The organism is Enterococcus sp. AZ163 (assembly GCF_050498925.1).
GTDB lineage: Bacteria > Bacillota > Bacilli > Lactobacillales > Enterococcaceae > Enterococcus_A > Enterococcus_A ferrettii.
The window spans coordinates 480,948-497,547 of record NZ_JBIPAO010000001.1 but is presented as its reverse complement, the minus strand read 5'-3'; the positions used below and the strand labels follow the sequence as shown (position 1 = coordinate 497,547).

13 protein-coding genes are annotated in these 16,600 nt (G+C 37.5%); 12 read left to right on the top strand and 1 reads right to left on the bottom strand.

What is annotated here, in order from left to right; all coding sequences use genetic code 11:
* Nucleotides 1–172 precede the first annotated feature (172 nt).
* The 6 genes from IGI46_RS02525 to IGI46_RS02500 all read left to right on the top strand — a co-directional run bounded on the left by IGI46_RS02525 (nt 173) and on the right by IGI46_RS02500 (nt 6,117).
* Complete coding sequence (locus IGI46_RS02525; protein ID WP_207700911.1) at nt 173–958, top strand: polyphosphate polymerase domain-containing protein; 786 nt, start codon at nt 173–175, stop codon at nt 956–958.
* A complete protein-coding gene (locus IGI46_RS02520) occupies nt 951–1,628 on the top strand; it encodes a DUF4956 domain-containing protein (RefSeq protein ID WP_429964726.1) in 678 nt (225 codons plus the stop codon). Before IGI46_RS02525 ends, IGI46_RS02520 begins: the two co-directional genes overlap by 8 nt.
* 245 nt (nt 1,629–1,873) lie before the next feature.
* Entirely contained in the window at nt 1,874–3,697 is a 1,824-nt protein-coding gene (locus IGI46_RS02515) for a carbohydrate-binding domain-containing protein (protein ID WP_429972766.1), read from the top strand.
* A 52-nt stretch (nt 3,698–3,749) separates the two neighbouring features.
* Nucleotides 3,750–4,799 carry a GtrA family protein gene (locus IGI46_RS02510; protein WP_429972765.1) on the top strand — a complete coding sequence of 350 codons (1,050 nt, stop codon included), beginning with the start codon at nt 3,750–3,752 and terminating at the stop codon, nt 4,797–4,799.
* The gene (locus IGI46_RS02505; protein ID WP_429973939.1) at nt 4,799–5,704 is read left to right on the top strand and encodes a phosphodiester glycosidase family protein; all 906 of its coding nucleotides are present in this window, start codon (nt 4,799–4,801) and stop codon (nt 5,702–5,704) included. Before IGI46_RS02510 ends, IGI46_RS02505 begins: the two co-directional genes overlap by 1 nt.
* A gap of 14 nt (nt 5,705–5,718) precedes the next feature.
* Nucleotides 5,719–6,117, top strand: coding sequence for a hypothetical protein (locus tag IGI46_RS02500; RefSeq protein ID WP_429972764.1), 399 nt, complete (start codon nt 5,719–5,721; stop codon nt 6,115–6,117).
* Nucleotides 6,118–6,164: 47 nt separating this feature from the next.
* Here IGI46_RS02500 and IGI46_RS02495 read toward each other — a convergent pair whose 3' ends face one another.
* Entirely contained in the window at nt 6,165–6,353 is a 189-nt protein-coding gene (locus IGI46_RS02495; RefSeq protein WP_429972763.1) for a hypothetical protein, read from the bottom strand.
* 129 nt (nt 6,354–6,482) lie between these two features.
* Here IGI46_RS02495 and IGI46_RS02490 point away from each other — a divergent pair, with 129 nt between their 5' ends.
* The 6 genes from IGI46_RS02490 (at nt 6,483) to IGI46_RS02465 (ending at nt 16,478) form a co-directional block, all read left to right on the top strand.
* On the top strand, nt 6,483–7,067 hold the full coding sequence (locus IGI46_RS02490; RefSeq protein WP_429972762.1) for a hypothetical protein: 585 nt from the start codon (nt 6,483–6,485) through the stop codon (nt 7,065–7,067).
* A gap of 650 nt (nt 7,068–7,717) precedes the next feature.
* Nucleotides 7,718–9,175 (top strand): helix-turn-helix domain-containing protein, encoded by a 1,458-nt coding sequence (locus tag IGI46_RS02485; RefSeq protein ID WP_429972761.1) that lies wholly within the window; start codon nt 7,718–7,720, stop codon nt 9,173–9,175.
* Nucleotides 9,168–9,659, top strand: coding sequence for a hypothetical protein (locus IGI46_RS02480; RefSeq protein ID WP_429972760.1), 492 nt, complete (start codon nt 9,168–9,170; stop codon nt 9,657–9,659). Before IGI46_RS02485 ends, IGI46_RS02480 begins: the two co-directional genes overlap by 8 nt.
* A 14-nt stretch (nt 9,660–9,673) precedes the next feature.
* Nucleotides 9,674–14,803, top strand: a complete 5,130-nt coding sequence (locus IGI46_RS02475; RefSeq protein WP_429972759.1) for a Spy0128 family protein — start codon at nt 9,674–9,676, stop codon at nt 14,801–14,803.
* Nucleotides 14,804–15,181: 378 nt separating this feature from the next.
* Entirely contained in the window at nt 15,182–16,297 is a 1,116-nt protein-coding gene (locus IGI46_RS02470) for an SLC13 family permease (protein WP_429972758.1), read from the top strand.
* Entirely contained in the window at nt 16,287–16,478 is a 192-nt protein-coding gene (locus tag IGI46_RS02465; protein WP_429972757.1) for a hypothetical protein, read from the top strand. The genes IGI46_RS02470 and IGI46_RS02465 overlap by 11 nt, the downstream gene beginning before the upstream one ends.
* Nucleotides 16,479–16,600 lie beyond the last annotated feature (122 nt).

The following is a 16,600-nucleotide window of genomic DNA, read 5'->3' as shown; positions in this document are numbered from 1 at the left end:
CAGGAATTTGAATAATGTTAATTACCTAGTAAGAGCAGTCAGTAAATGGCTGTTCTTTTTTTGTTCCTTTTCAAGCTTCAGATTTGTTCAGATTTACTTCAGAAGGAGTTCAGATTCATTGGTTATGATACATACATCGCTAATAAATGGACCTGCAAGGAGGAATACCCGTATGGCAAAAGCAAAAGTTAAGAGCGGCGAAATATTTGAGCGCCGAGAGAAGAAATATCTACTGACACCAGAGAAGTATGATCTGCTGCTAACTCGTTTGCAAGAATATATGACGATTGATGAGTATGGGCTGCATACCATACACACGATTTATTACGATACAGAAGATTTGGCAGTCATTCGTCATTCGGTAGACCAACCCAAATTTAAAGAAAAAATGCGGCTGCGCAGCTATGGCTTAGCAACCAATCAATCCACTGTCTATCTAGAATTAAAAAAGAAGGTAGCAGGTGTGACCTACAAACGCAGAACGGCTATGACGTATCAGGAGGCGAAAAATTTTCTGAATTATGATGTGAAGCCGCAAGTACAAAAGCAAATCTTCAAAGAGCTTAATTGGTACACCCAGCAACAAAAGCTTCAGCCAACAGTTCTAATTAGTTATGACCGCATTGCTTTGAAATCTAAGAAGGACGAAAATTTTCGTATCACCTTTGATCAGAATATTCGTTACTCTTTGGAGCATTTCGAATTGGATCAGGTGGATCAACATCCGCAAAAACTATTAACAATTGAACCGACTGTCTTAATGGAGGTCAAAATTTTTGAGGCTTTTCCGTTAGAAATCAGCCGACTCTTCTCTGAATTACAAATTTTTCAAGGGAAGTTCACGAAATATGGCAATGTTTATCATTGGGTGTTGTTCCCTGAATGGGAACAACAGCATATTCGTCAAAGAAAACAAACGATCAAAACAATTGAGCGAGGGGAATCAATTTATGCTTGATAGTATTCTTAGCAACAACGTCAGTGAGATGACTGTTACGTTGACTCAAATCTTATTAACTATTTCATCTAGTCTTATTTTAGGCTTTATCATTGCGATGGTTCACAAATATCATAACAGCTACTCAAAAAATTTTATGTTCACTATCGCACTGCTGCCGGTTTTGGTTTCTTCGGTCATTATGATGGTCAATGGGAACTTAGGGGCAGGGATTACGGTAGCCGGCGCCTTTAGTCTCGTACGTTTTCGCTCTGCTCCGGGAAATGCTCGTGAGATTACCACTATCTTTTTCTCGATGGCCGTTGGGTTAGCGATTGGGATGGGGTATATCGTTTATGCGACGATCTTCAGCCTATTTGTCAGCTTAGCAATGATTGTTTATACCAATTTGAAGTTTGGCGAGGCTACGGAGAATGCTCGCCAAGTACGTATTACAGTTCCTGAGTACACCAATTATATGAAGGATTTTGATCCGGTGTTGAAAAAATTTACCAGTTATCATCAGCTGGATCAGATCAAGACGACCAACTTAGGCAGTTTGTTTGAAGTATCCTTCACGGTTCATGAGAAAAATCCTTATCAGGAAAAGGAATTCTTAGATGAGCTGCGTTTAGTAAATAGTAATTTACCTATTGTTGTCCAGCCAGCAGGAAGTGGGAAAGACTTGTAGTCCACAGAAAGAAGGGGGCTCTTATGCTGATCTGTTTAACCGCCTTATTGGGCTTAGTATGGATGTTAATACCTGAGAAACAATAAATTAAAGTTTGCCACAAAGCAAAGAGAGCCAGCAGATAAAAAACAGGAAATTTGCTGCTCTTCTCATGCCACAGCTTCAGCGAAGGTATAAAAATGTCAGACTACAAATTACTATCTATGCTGAATGCTTAAAGTTGAAGAAAAGAGAGGAAGAAACTGATGAAAAAGAGATTATCCATTGCATCGCTGCTATTAGCGCTAGCATTAACCGGCGGCATCGTCTACAAAGTAACTGCTAGTCAGACTGAGGAGGCCAGTACTACCACCAGTTTGACTGGTTCTTCTACCAGTAATAAAACCAATTCTACCGTTTTGGCAACAACTGGTGAGTATGATGAAGAGGATAAGGCTACGACCTATTCTGAAAGCACAGCTACACAGATCACCTTAAAAGATGCGGGATCCATTGTTAATGGGGAGGGAGCAGAAGTTTCAGACAATACTGTCACAATAACTAAGGGGGGCACCTATGTAATTTCTGGCACACTGACCAATGGACAAATTTCCATTAACAGCACCGATTCAGAAACAGTCCGAATCGTACTTAATAATGCAAAAATCACTAATGAAACAACTGCTGCAATTTCAGTTGCAAAAGCTGAAAAAACAGTAGTAACCACGGTAGAAAATACTTCGAATCTGGTAGCTGCAACGGCTGAAAGCTTTGCGGAGACCGAGGAAGCGCAGGCTGCAATCTACAGCAAGGATGACTTAACCCTAAACGGTTCTGGCACATTGGATGTGCAAGCAACGGCGGGACACGGAATTCAAAGCAAAAATGATTTAAAGATAACTAGTGGGACGTATACCATTGATAGTGGCAATGAAGGGCTCAAAGGAAAGGATTCTGTTCAAATTTTAGATGGAGATTTTACGATCAATGCAGCGAATGATGGGATTCAATCCACTAATGCTGAAGAGTCAGATAAGGGCTACATTGTTTTAGATGGCGGGACCTATACAATTAGTAGTGAGAATGATGGAATTCAGGCCGAGACATACTTAATTGCTAACAATCCAACCATTGATATCACCACGAATGCTAGCGGAACATCTGACTCTACTCAAAGCTATAAAGGGCTGAAGGCTGGTGGTGATCTGACAATCAATGGTGGAACTTACACAATTGATTCAGTAGATGACAGTGTTCATTCCAACAGCAATGTAACCATTGCCGGAGGAACTTTAAATCTAACGACTGAGGATGATGGGATTCATGCCGATGCTACTACAACGGTTTCTTCTGGAGAAGTAAACATTTTAAATTCTTATGAAGGAATTGAAGGAGCAAACGTTGTTCTATCAGGCGGTAATATAAACGTTGTTTCTACGGATGACGGCATTAATGCTGCGGGAGGCTCGACTACAGATGAAGGAACTGATGCTGCTGAGCCAAATTCATTTGGTTCCGATTCCTTTAAGGAAAACAGCAGCGGTGATTATACCATCACCATTGAGGGTGGAACTATTCAGGTCGATGCAGAAGGGGATGGATTGGATTCCAATGGCGACATTACTATGACAGGTGGCCAGATGACAGTTTATGGTCCAGTCAGCGGCGGAAATGGTGCCCTTGATTACGATGGCACCTTCGATATAACTGGTGGAACTCTTTACAGCTTTGGTTCTTCGGATATGGCACAGTCGACTAGTGCTACTTCTACCCAGCCAAGTATTCAGATTTGGTTGGACAATGAGCTGCAGGCTGGCGAAGTAGTTACGTTAAAAGACAACCAAGGTAATGTAATTAGCGAAGCAGCTTCAAGTAAAACTTTTGCTAACGTAGTGATTAGCGATCCAGCAATTCAAACTGGTAAAACCTATACTGTTGACTTTTCTAGTGGAATTTCAACGACTGTTGCCGTTGATTCCGCAGTAACATCGGTTGATTCATCAGGTACCGCCGTAGAAGCTAACCAGGGAATGATGGGCGGTGGAGGCCCCGACGGAAATCCTGGAGGCAACGAAAACGGTCGGAAATAGCAGGTAAAGAAGGTGTTTTCCTTCTTTACCTTTTCAGAAAGGAGCAAATTCTATGACAGTAAGTATTGTAATTCCAGCCTACGAACCTGAGTCTCGCTTTTTGACTTTTTTAACGACTTTGCTCTGCCAAACAGATCGACCAATCATTGTGATTGATGATGGATCGGGAGCTGCGTATCAAGCTGTTTTTCAAGAGGCTAAACGAAAAGGAGCCATTCTGTTGAATCACTCGCAAAATTTGGGCAAAGGAGCAGCGTTAAAAACCGCCATGCGTTTCCAGTTGCTGCATCTGCCAGAGATCGAAGGATTGGTGACTGCTGATAGTGATGGGCAACATCGAGTAAATGATATTTTAAAAATTGCCAGTTTAGTTGAGAAGAATCAGGATACGCTTTTCTTAGGAACACGCCAATTTGATCAAGACCAGATACCTTTCAAAAGCCGTTTTGGGAATAAGCTGACTGCGTTGATGTTTCGCTTTTCCACTGGGATACCTTTATCGGATACTCAGACTGGTTTGCGGGGAATTCCCCAAAGTCATTTAGAACAAATGCTGGAGATTCCTGGAAAACGATTTGACTATGAAATGAATATGCTCATTCAGGCTAAGGACATCAACCTTTCACTAGAAGAAGTACCAATCGAGACAGTCTATTTTGGTAACAATGAACATTCTCATTTTCGAAGTGTAATCGATTCAATGCTGGTTTATATGCCCTTTTTTAAATTTATTGCCAGTTCTGTTTTATCGGCTGTAGTTGATATCTTATTTTTTGTTATTCTGCTGAAGCTGGTTTTTCCAAGGGCCTCTAATGCCTTATTTGCCGCCACTGCAATAGCTAGAATCAGCAGCGGGTTTCTAAATTATCAGCTAAATCGACATCTTGTTTTTAAAACTGACCATAAACAAATCAGTGAAGCGGCAAAATATGCCTTACTTTTTATGAGTCAATTGCTATTAAGCAGCTTACTAGTTCAAGGTCTGGCAGAAATATTTCAACATATTGTCTTAATTAAAGTGGTCGTTGATTGTGGAATCTTCATTCTTAGCTTTTATATTCAGCGACGTTTTGTTTTTAAAAGAGGGGGAATCGAAAGTTGATCAAACATAGAAAATTTCCTTGGTTTTTTGCAACGTTATTCTTGTTAGCCTGCTTTACTGGTTTCATACTTTTAGATACGTTTGTTGTTCCTAAAACTTATTCGGCTATTGCCACCAATAAGACAATAGAAACGACTGAAGCAACAAGAGATTCCAACGAAAGTTCCGAAGCAGTCATTACAGAAAATAGTTATCAAGACGACGACATGACGATCACTATCTCGACGGAAAAAACAGCAGATACCACCTATTATGTTGCTGATATTCAGGTAACAAGCAGCGATCAATTGAAAACCGCCTTTGCTAATGGTACCTATGGCCGTAACATTAAGGAAACGACTTCTGCTATGGCCTCTGATAATCAGGCAATATTAGCAATCAATGGTGATTACTATGGTTTCCGAGACACCGGTTATGTGATTCGCAATGGGAGTTTGTACCGAGATATAGCGGAGGAAAGTACGGACGCTTTAGTCATAGATGCAAATGGGAACTTCTCAATTGTTAATCAGTCGGAGGTATCGGCTGAGGAGTTACTGAAGGAAGGTGCCACGCAAGTTTTTTCTTTTGGACCTGCGTTAGTTGAAAAGAGTGAGATAGCGGTGTCCAGTGAAGAAGAGGTTGCCCAATCGATGTCCAGCAATCCCAGAACAGCAATCGGGCAGATTGGTGAAAACCATTATATGATCATTGTGTCGGATGGTCGGACAGCTGAAAGTGCTGGCTTGTCCTTATATCAATTAGCTGAGATTTTTGAGAGCAAAGGAGCAACCGTTGCTTATAATCTTGATGGTGGGGGGTCTTCCACCATGGTGTTTAACGGGCAAGTGGTGAATACTCCGGTCGCTGGAGCAAAAGGTGATTCGGGCAGCGAACGTTCGGTCAGTGATATCATTTATTTTTAGAAAAGGGTGGTTTTATGCAGGTCAAACGATGGTTAGTTAGCTTAGCGTCAGGTTCAGTGTTTCTTTATAGTTTCAAAACGATCTATAATTACTTTGGTCACGGTGTAACCAGTGAAGCATTAGACAGTATCTGGTGCTGGCCGTTGATTTTAATCGTTTTCCTGTTAGTCATCAGAACAGGAAAACCGGCGATAATTAAGACGCACCGTATGAGAAACTGTAGCAGCTGCTATTTATTGGCAGTGATTAGTATCGTAATTGGACGAGCCTTGACGGGTATTTTTGAAATTGCCGGGACTTCCTCTGAGTATGTATGCATTTACTATTGGGCAGCGATAGTTTTTATACTTTTAGGCAGCTTCCATTTCGTAGCTGCAATGAGAGTTCAGAGCTTAAAACAGTCGAATACGTAAAGAAAAAGCGATCCTTTTATGCAAAGGATCGCTTTTTTGGGAATTACTTAGTGCTGCTTCTTTCTAAATAATGGTTCATCTTTACTTTTGTAATAATCGGGGTTGAATTCTTCATCATACTTAACACCTAACAAAGATCCAAACATAGGACTGAAGCCAAAGATACCTAAAATAATCGAAAGAGGAACATAAACTATTTTTTTATAATACCATTTTTGCTTTTTTTGACTAGACATTCTTAATCCCCCTCTTCATACTAAGTATAACAGATGTTTTTTGTGGATAAGAGAGAGCGGTTGAAGTTTTTCCACAGGTGGGTAAATGGAAGATCTGGCAATTAGTATGTTGGAGGGGGAGTTGAACAAATGAAAAGACAGTGGAGAAATGGCTTGATTAGTGCTGGGGTGGTACTAATCTGTTTAGTTGCAGGCATGCTTATTTTCCTTGGATCTAGGGATATGGAAGATGTCGAGTTGGGTGTGCCAGAAATTGAGGTGCGATCTACTTCGATCACTCAGAAAGGGAAGCTGTTGTTAACTTGTGGATCAGATAAAAGAAAAAATGATCCAGCTGGGGATAATCAAAGTCCTCAAGTTAGTTGGAATCAGGTGATGGGCGCCAAAAATTATGTGGTAGTGATGGTGGATGAGGATGCCAGTTGGATTCACTGGTATGTGGATAATTTAACCGCAACCGAGTTACCGATGGGAACGTATAATCAAGAATACGTGGGGCCCTATCCCCCTGCGCTTTTAGGCAATCGACATAACTATCGAATTGAAGTGTTTGCCTTGCGCCAGAAGCCGGATATTGTGACAGTAAAGCTGGATAAAAGAAATTCGTATCCTGAAATCATCAACGATCTGGACACAGCCAAAGGAGAAAGGCGAAATATTTTGGCTCGTGGACATATTGTGGGAAGTTATCAACATGGGGATAAAACGGAATAAAATATACTGGGTGTGGATTGTTTCCTACTTCAAAAAGTCAAATAAGCACCACTAAAATTGCTTATTTCAAGGTATAAGCTTGCTAAACCGAATGCATTGTTCAATTATACTACGATACATATTTTTCCTGAAAAAATTTAGAAATTCAAGGATAAGTTGTTTAGTATCAGAAGTAATTGATAGCTTTTTAGTTGGGAGGATCGGCTATGCGGAAAAAATTCGATTAAAGTAATAACATCGAATGTCCACATAATCAACTATATGTTTAAAAGTTAGTTCAAGGCTATGTATGTATTTCTAACAACTGAATTATAAATTGATCAAAACTGCTTTAGGGCCTATTAATAGGGTACTGGAGTAGTTTTTTCTATTTCCAGTCAGAGATAGTTAGCTTAAGAAATTAAGCGATACGAATTTTTATTAAAGCTAGGATGGGGAGATATAAAATGCTGATTGATGATTTATTGAGATATGTTTCTGAAAATCGAAAAAAATAATCTTTGTTTATTTTTAATGTCGATTTATCCGGAAGAAATAATAATATTCAGATATAATCTCTATTTTTTTGTTTTAATCAAAAAAAATAGGACAAAACTTGAAAACTATTGTATGAAAAAAGGTGACAAAAAGTTATAATGGAGTTAATTTGATTGAGAAAGGAACGAATGATGTTATCGAATGATTTTTTAATGGAGGAGGATCGCTATAAATTATACTTGCTTCAATATCTAGAATTAAATAAAAGTTTTTATTGTTCAATTGAACAGATTAGTGATTTGTTGGAACTTTCTCGCTATAAGGTGGAAAAATACCTGAATGAACTGAAAGATGATTTAAGAGAGCAAGCTCTTCCCGGAGAAATTGAAGTAATTGAGAGCGGTGAAATTCGAATTAGTGAATTGTCTCATATGATTGTAAAAAAAATGCGCTTGTTCTTTATTGAAAAAAGTCGGTCTTTTCAAATCTTTCATCAATACGTAACGAAAGAAAAAAGTCTTGATCTACAGATCGAAGAACTTCATTTGAGTCGATCTAGTACTTATCGATTATATAAGAAGCTGAAAATATTACTTAAAGAAGAAGGTATACAAATAAGAAAAAATCAGTTGGTTGGTTCTGAATTTGTTATTCGTAGTTTTTTATTGAATGTTTATTACGAAATTTTCAACGGCCTACATAATCCATTTGATGAAATAATTCAGAATCAAACTAAGGAACTTATTCACTACCTATATCACTATTTAAATCTTTCTTTACCCAAAACCCAGGAACATAAATTGCTGTTTTTTATTAGTATATGGCTAATCCGAATAAAGAATGGTCATTGTATTGATGAGGTTTTTATTGAATATCAGGATAATTCATTGACTAGATATCTATATAAGTGGCTAAACAATCATACTGAGTTAACTAAAGAAAATCAACAGAAAGAAATTGCGGGATTACTTTTATTTCTCCAAACAATTGAAGTAGTTTTAGACCCACCTATTTGCTTTGTTGAGCGGAAGGAAGATCAGCAGGCTCGAAAGTTAGCTGATGACTTTTTGCAGCATTTAGCAAATCACTCCGTGTTTACGTTTTCCTATTTATTCCAAAATAACAAATTAAATTTGGGGTTGTTGACAATTAACCGAAGGTGGTTGATTTACCATTTTCGAGAGACCACTTTCGTAACCAAGGTTCAACGACGTTATTTTCAAGAGATTAATCCAAAACTGGATCGAATTATTCAGCAGTTTATTGAAAAAGTAGATCGACAAGAGTTATTCCACACAGAACTAGAGAAGAATAAATTGTATTATGATTATTTGTTTTTTTTAATGGGAGAAATTTCTGTGGAAGAGTTGGAAGATCCTGTTTTTGTGTGTATTGATTTTTCTCATGGGAGTAATTACAACCAGTATATACAAAAAATTCTTTCCTCGTTGCAAAGCATGAATATTTGTTACGAACAAAAATTAAGCGCAAAAACTCAAATTTATTTATCCGATTTTTTGATTAATAAATTACCTTGTCATCAAATGATTTGGAGACGCCCTCCAACTCCAGAAGATTGGTCAGAATTTGGTCAGTTATTATTAGATGTTAAAGGAGAAGGCAATGAATAAGCATTTAATAATAGCATTTGCACTTCCGTCTATGTTGTTTTATCAATCCAATGTACCAATATTATACAGTGAGGTTCTATTGATTCATCAAGTCACTGAGGAACAAAGTATCCTTGAATTTGATTTGGGAGAATCTGGTAATGAAGTAGTTGTTTTCAATGAGCCTAAAGAGACTAGCAATTTTGAAGAAACCATGGAATCTGGAAAATCAAATGATCCAGAAAAAACAACTGTCGAGGCAGAAGGCGAGAAGCCTTCAACAAAAAAGGATGAAAAGCTTAATGAAAAATTTTCTGAAAACGTTAAGCATGAAGCTAGTTTCTTTTCTAACATTGAGCAAAAGTTTGTTGATTTGCCATCCAATCTATCTACAAAAAACAAGAGCGACAGTGAATTGGCCAGAATGCTGGGAAACATGTCTGGCACCATTGTTTATGGAATAAAGATTAACACTGTTAATAGAGAAGATTTTATATTTTTTTAAGGGGATGAACAAAAATGAAAGAGTTAAAAAAATTTTGGTCATTTGCAGCGATTATCAGTATTTTAGTAGGAATGATTCCACTGCAAGTGTTTGCTGAAACAAATAATGAAGTAGGAATAGCTATCGAGAATATCGAATTTGATAACATGGAAGGTCAAAAGATTACTGCTGAAAATTGTATTAAAGAAAAAGATTTGATTCAAGTTAAGATTGATTGGAAGTTGTCTAAAGCGACCTTGATAGAAACAGGAGCGATGGCGATTGTTCAACTACCCTCCAATCTTTCCTATAACAATCAAACTGGGACAATTCCTGATGTAGGAGATTATCAAGTAAGTAATAATCAACTAATTTTCACTTTTAAACAAAATTATGTATTAGATGAACGCAATCAAGCACCAGATTTTCATAGTGCTAGGCTATATCAAGGAACGATCTCTTTAGAAGCACAAACGAATAGTGAAGATGCAGAGAAAGAGACTGTTGATTTTGGCAACGGCATGGTAAAGACCTTGTACTATGATAACCAAGCTGATTCAGCAAAAGCTGCATTAAATAGAATTGACAATGAAGTAGTTGTTCATGAACCAAGTCTAAATACTCGTGGGATTGATCTTTTCACAAACATATCAATTACTGATTTCGATGGGAATTCATTCACAGATACGAATCCTGCATTGAAAGATGCCAATATTAAGATTCATTTTGATTGGGTTTTGGCTGATGATGAAGTGATTAATAATGGGGATTATTATACGTATCAATTGCCAGATTATTTTTCTATTCATAATACAGTCACTGATACGCTGAAAAACGATGGTGGGGATATTTTAGGTTCCTTCACTTTGGACTTAGATGGCACTCTGACAGTTACGTTTAATGGCAAAGCTGAGAATTTAAATGAACGTCAGGGAACAATTGATTTGAAAACAGAGTTGAATCTTACCACTGAAAGTGAAATAGTAGAAATTCCAACAAACATCAAAGATGATTCAGGAAATGAAATCACGATAGTTTTACCAATTGTTAAAGCTGATATCAGCAAAAAAGGTATAATTGAAGCAGATAATTCAGTGACCTGGACCATTGTTTTAAATGAAGAGAGACGAAACTTACGAAACGTAGTAGTAAGAGATACCCTTCCGGAAGGGATGAGTTTTTTGGATTCTTCTTGCTATGTTATGAATGACGAAGAAGAATGGGAATCAGCCTCTAGTGGATTTGTTAGTGCCTGGATGGAATCTGCTGGAACCTATGTCTACAAGTTTACGTCAGACATTATGAATCAACCAGTGAAGATTGTTATTAGGATGAAAGTAGAGGATAAAGAGAAAAAAGATTTTGTAAATAATGTAACTATTACGGGCAATAATTTTTTACAAAATTCTTCAGAATCTAGCGTGTCTTTCAATGAAAAGGACAATTATAAATATTGTACAGATTACGATGTGAATACTGGTATCTTCAACTGGGAAATCAAAGCGACCTACAAAAATAAAAATGGTGTGTTTAAGGATTGGATGTATACTAAAAATGATAATCCTAACACTGCGAAACATTATCTCTTGAAAGATACAATTAAGGTTTATGATAAAAATGGTGCCTTGGTTCCAGCAGCTAAATGGTCATTTTCGATAAATGATACAGACTTTGAGCAAAAAGATGGGAAGTATGTTCACTTTACCTTGAAATTTGAGGAAGCAGGAGTTTATCGAATTACTTACTCCACTCAATCTTTCGAAGTGCCCGTACCTATCAAATCAGAGCTAGTAAATACAGCTACAATTATAGATGGAACTAACAGCGAAAATATTTCTGGAGGAGAAACAACCAATATTGATAGCTCCTTAGGGGTAGATAAAGATATTTTAAATAAAGATTCTTCGAAGAATACTTTTACCTGGCAAGTAAGAGTTAATAAAAATCGAATCTTAATGAAGGGTGCGGTCATTACCGATTCGTATACTAATCTAGCTGGAAATAACCAGAGTGCATTACAATTAATTGAGTCCTCGTTGATAGTCACTGCGAATGATGGAATTATGAATACTACTCTAAATAAGGGTGTCGATTATGTATTAGAAAAGTTAGAAGGGGATTCTGATTATTCAACTGGTTTTAGAATAAAGCTGATTGGAAGCTATGCCGCAACAGACAATCAAATTACTCTAAAATATTCAACAAATTATTTTGTTGATAAGCAGCCGCAAACTTCTACGGGCGCTTTGCGACGATTTACTAATAGTTCAGTAGTAACCTATACGGGAGAAGATGGTAAATCACGTACGGATGGTGCTGAGAGAGCAACGTGGGTTGAAACAAATTATGCATATAATGGGATAAAATATGGAAAGTATCTCGCCAAGGAAACAAATATTTCTTCTGCTTTTTCACACGACAACCCATTTACGGAATCTTCGGCTTCAGAAAGTGGTGTTTACTGGACAGCGCTGTTTAATACGTGGAAAACGAAAATTCCTAAAAATACGACAATTACAGAAGCTTTAGGTGAGGGACAGGTACTGAAAGAGCTTGTCATCTATGATGTGACGCTAGCAACCTCCAAAATAGATGTTGCTAGCTTGGGAACCAAATGGGTAGAAAATACTGATTATAAATACGAACTAGTTGATGGGGTTCCAGTCATTACTTTACTAAAAGATAAGACCGATACGTTTGCGGTTTTTGTTTCAGCTGAGGCATCTGATGAGCTACCTAAGTACAAAAATGTAGCAACTATGAAAGCTGAGAATATGGATCCTTTGAAGGTTGAAGGAACTGTTGAGAAGAGCGCTAAGGATTCTTGGATTACAAAAAACGGAAAGCAGGGAGCCGGTGATGACTACCGATTAGTTAATTGGTCAGTTGTTTTGAATACGGATGGACGAAAAATAGTTAATCCGGTAGTTACTGATACGGTTAGCATCAACGAACAATCGTTTATTTATGATGAAGCTGGCAACGTCATGGTCGACGTGTATAAGGCCAAAGATGATGGAACGGGAACGTTTATAAAAGATGGAGAAGCCATTGAATTTTCGGAGGAGAATAAGCCAGTAGTGAGTCTAAATTCTGTTGAAGGGACGCAGACTTTAACTATTGATCTTGGTGATTCAATAGAGACATCGTATATTATTGAATATCAGACACTCTTAGATCCGGGAATTCAAAACAATGAGGTAATTAGCAATAATGCTTCACTTTATGGAAAGGATATCCAATATCATGAAACGACAACCGAAGTAATCATTAAATCTACTGATGGTGAAGGAACCTCTAGTGGTAAAAATGGAAGCCTGAAATTCAGAAAATTGGATGAGAATGAGGAACTAATTACATCAGCTTCTGCCTTCTTTGATTTGTATCGTCGTGATACTGTTGGAAATTTAACCCTGTTGATGCAAGATATCGAAGTAAAGGGTGATAAAATTATTCAGAACGGTACAGCGGTTGAACAGTTGTCTAATCTTCGTTATGGCAACTATACAATTATTGAAAGTAAAGCACCTGCTGGTTATATCAAAGACGAAGCTCAACATGATTTTACTATTTCTAAGAATGCCATTGAACATGTATTCAGTTTAAAGAACAAAAAAGAAACACTTATAACCGCTATCGATCTGAAAGCAGAGAAAATTCTAAGTGGTCGTAAATTAATTGTTGATGAGTTTGAATTCAGGCTAATAGGCAAGGATGATAATGTTGAACAAAGAAAGAAAAATACAGCGGATGGTGAAATAACCTTTGATCCGATTAGCTATGATAAGGCGGGAGTGTATACTTACACAATTTCTGAAGTAATTCCAACAGAAAAAGCAATGGGGATTACCTACGATAAAAACGTCTATGAAGTAACTGTAAAAGTAGAGGAGAAAGATAGTAAGTTAACCGCTAGTGTTGTTTATCAGGGATTGGCAAAAGGAGAGATTCCTACTTTCGAGAATACCTATCAGACTCCTAAAGAAGAAGTGATCTTAAAAGCGAAGAAAAACTTAACCGGCCGTGAATTGGTAGCTGATGAATTTGAATTTGAGTTAACAGGTAAAGAAGACGGGGTTAATCAAAGAAAGAAAAATACAGCGGATGGTGAAATAATCTTTGATCCGATCAGCTATGATAAGGCAGGAATTTATAAGTATGAGATTTCTGAAATAATCCCTTTCAATCAGGCAGTAGGAATGACTTACGATAAGACAGTTTATGAAGCAACCGTGATCGTAGCTGAAAAAAATGGGAAGTTAATTGCTGAGGCAACCTATGAAGGTGTGGCTGCAGCTGAAGTTCCTGAATTTACTAATTCGTACACTCGAACACAAGAGCCAGCTAAGGCAAAAATCGATTTGGCGGCTAAGAAGATAGTAAAGGGTCGTAAACTGAGGGCTGATGAATTTGAGTTTAAGCTTCAGGGGAAAGCAGACAAGGTAGAACAAACCCAAAAGAATGAAGCTAATGGAGAGATTCACTTTGACGAAATCAGTTACGACAAAGCAGGTGTTTATACGTATACAATTTCTGAAGTAGTTCCTTCAAGAAAAGTTACCGGCATGATGTATGATACAACGGTTTATGACGTAACAGTTTTAGTTGAAGAAAAATCAGGGGAACTGAAAGCTGTCCCAACCTATAAAAACATATCTGAAGGAGAGCTTCCAGTTTTTACAAATGTTTATACTCCGAAAGAGAAGGCTAAACTTGGTGAAATTCTTTTGAAAAAAGTAGACAGTCAATCAGGGGAAACATTGGCGAATGCTAAATTTAAGGTGATGGACGATAGTGGAAAAATTGTCCAAAAGGGTATCATTACAGGAGAAGATGGAACTGTTTTAATTACTGGTTTATCTGATGGAGCCTATCAGTTGATTGAAACCAAAGCTCCTGAAGGATATCAATTGGATGAAACACCGATCCGTTTTACAGTGATAAACAGTCAAGCGGATAAACAAGAAGTTGAAAAGCGAAATATCCGAGTAGGACTACCAACAACAGAAGGTAGTGCTTCAAGCAAGTTAGACAGCCATACAGTAAGCAGCAATAGGGGACGACTGCCTAAGACTGGAAGTTCTAATAATACTAGTTTGGTAGTTCTAGGATTATTTTTCTTAGTTATAATTGCCTTTGTATTGATAAAAAGAGAGTCTATTTAGATGAGCAAGCCTGCATCAAGAGTTTGAAAACAGCTCTTGACGCAGGTTTTTTGTCTCGTTGATGAATTAAAAAGATTTAAACGTCTAACTTTTCAAAAGTCTTTCTGTTCATTCTTCACGAATCTCTTTCAGCAGCTTGACATAGTTAAACACTGCCATAGCAATGATTTTAAAAATACAAATAACTATAATTATTACAATAGGTGTTGATCTTATCACTTTACTGAGAGGTATCGACGTAAGATTGAGAGAAAAACCATAGGGATGGTTAGTTTTTTTCTTGAAAGGTTTCTTTAGTATAAGTATACTAGGGCCTTAAGTAGATAACTATTATTAATGATAGAGCTGTAATTAAAATGAGAATGTTTAGGTGAATAAATGACGAGAATACATAATTTTTTGAAGAAGGATCTGCTTTTCACGCTTTCGGGTTTGTTGGCGCTGGCGGCTTGTTTAATTGGAAGAGGATCAGCGGGTTTTATTGACTTTCATGTAATCTTTACACTTCTAGGTTTGATGGGGGTCATAAAGGTTTTTGAGCGTCTAGGTGTATTGGATTATTTTGCTGAAAAACTGATTCGGATATCTGATACCAATCGAAGCTTGATCCGAAATTTGACCTTTCTGGCTTTTTTTTCCTCCATGATTTTAACTAATGACATTGCGATTTTGACTCTGCTGCCGGTATTTTTGAAGATTGTGCAAAAGACACCGCAATTTAAGGCAAAAATTGCTGGGAGTACGTTACTTATTGTTGCCGCCAATCTAGGCAGCAGCTGTCTGCCTTTTGGCAATCCGCAAAATCTATATTTATTTGAACATTATCAGCTGAGCTTCATTGACTTCTGTGTCTTAATGCTGCCTTTTTTCTGTCTTTCGGTTGCAGCGCTCGTGTTGGCCTGTCAGTTTATTCCAGCTGAACGATTAATGATTAAAGTGGAAAATAATCCATCATTGAATATGAAAAATTTGGTGCTGCCAATTGCAGCTATGCTGGTGATGATTTTATCGGTTTTACATGTTCTTCCTTACGAAGCAGCTGTAGTAATTGCAGTTGGTTTAACGTTTATTGCGGATAAGGGTGCATTAAAAGAGATTGACTATCGCCTGTTAGGTACCTTTGTGTTCTTCTTTTTGATTGTTGGGAATCTTAGTGAAGTCCCTGCTTTTATTGCAGTAATCCAACAAACGATGGGTAATTTTTTATCAGTATTGCTTAGTTCAGCGGTACTTAGCCAGTTCATCAGCAATGTTCCGGCAGCCTTGCTGCTGGCTCCTTTTACGGATCAGGGTAGTGCGTTGATTTTAGGGACAAATATTGGTGGGTTGGGTACTTTACTGGCTTCTTTAGCCAATTTAATTGGTTACAAAGTATTCGCGAGCTATTTTCCCCAAGAGAAGAAACGGCTGTTTCAGCTGTTCACGTTAATTAATCTAGTTTTTTTAGCAGCCTTTATCGTATTTTTTTATTTATGGTATAGGGTTGGCAGCTAAATTAAAAAAGGCAATGGTAACCTGTGAATTTTTCAAAAATAAATTGTTTGTCTTTGTTTTACTGACAGCCTTTCTGCTGTACTCTACACAATCGGCGTATACCTTGAATGCTTTTTCTTTCTTTATGGTAAAGGTCTATCCTGTAGGTTTGGATTCTTTATCCCAACATGCCTGGCTGTAGCCTTAGTTGAGAGTGTTCACCATTTTTGCTAGAGAACAGTTGAAAGCAGAACATTAGTCTAGGGAGCATTCCTGCATTTTTCAGGAGTGTTTTTTCGTTTCAAGCAAAACAAGAGCTGCGAT

Bases quoted from the DNA above. Each gene is read 5' to 3' on its own strand.
- IGI46_RS02515 (WP_429972766.1), top strand. From the start codon at position 1,874: ATGAAAAAGAGATTATCCATTGCATCGCTGCTATTAGCGCTAGCATTA.
- IGI46_RS02470 (WP_429972758.1), top strand. From the start codon at position 15,182: ATGACGAGAATACATAATTTTTTGAAGAAGGATCTGCTTTTCACGCTT.
- IGI46_RS02525 (WP_207700911.1), top strand. From the start codon at position 173: ATGGCAAAAGCAAAAGTTAAGAGCGGCGAAATATTTGAGCGCCGAGAG.
- IGI46_RS02500 (WP_429972764.1), top strand. From the start codon at position 5,719: ATGCAGGTCAAACGATGGTTAGTTAGCTTAGCGTCAGGTTCAGTGTTT.
- IGI46_RS02480 (WP_429972760.1), top strand. From the start codon at position 9,168: ATGAATAAGCATTTAATAATAGCATTTGCACTTCCGTCTATGTTGTTT.
- IGI46_RS02495 (WP_429972763.1), bottom strand. From the start codon at position 6,353: ATGTCTAGTCAAAAAAAGCAAAAATGGTATTATAAAAAAATAGTTTAT.
- IGI46_RS02490 (WP_429972762.1), top strand. From the start codon at position 6,483: ATGAAAAGACAGTGGAGAAATGGCTTGATTAGTGCTGGGGTGGTACTA.
- IGI46_RS02475 (WP_429972759.1), top strand. From the start codon at position 9,674: ATGAAAGAGTTAAAAAAATTTTGGTCATTTGCAGCGATTATCAGTATT.
- IGI46_RS02510 (WP_429972765.1), top strand. From the start codon at position 3,750: ATGACAGTAAGTATTGTAATTCCAGCCTACGAACCTGAGTCTCGCTTT.
- IGI46_RS02520 (WP_429964726.1), top strand. From the start codon at position 951: ATGCTTGATAGTATTCTTAGCAACAACGTCAGTGAGATGACTGTTACG.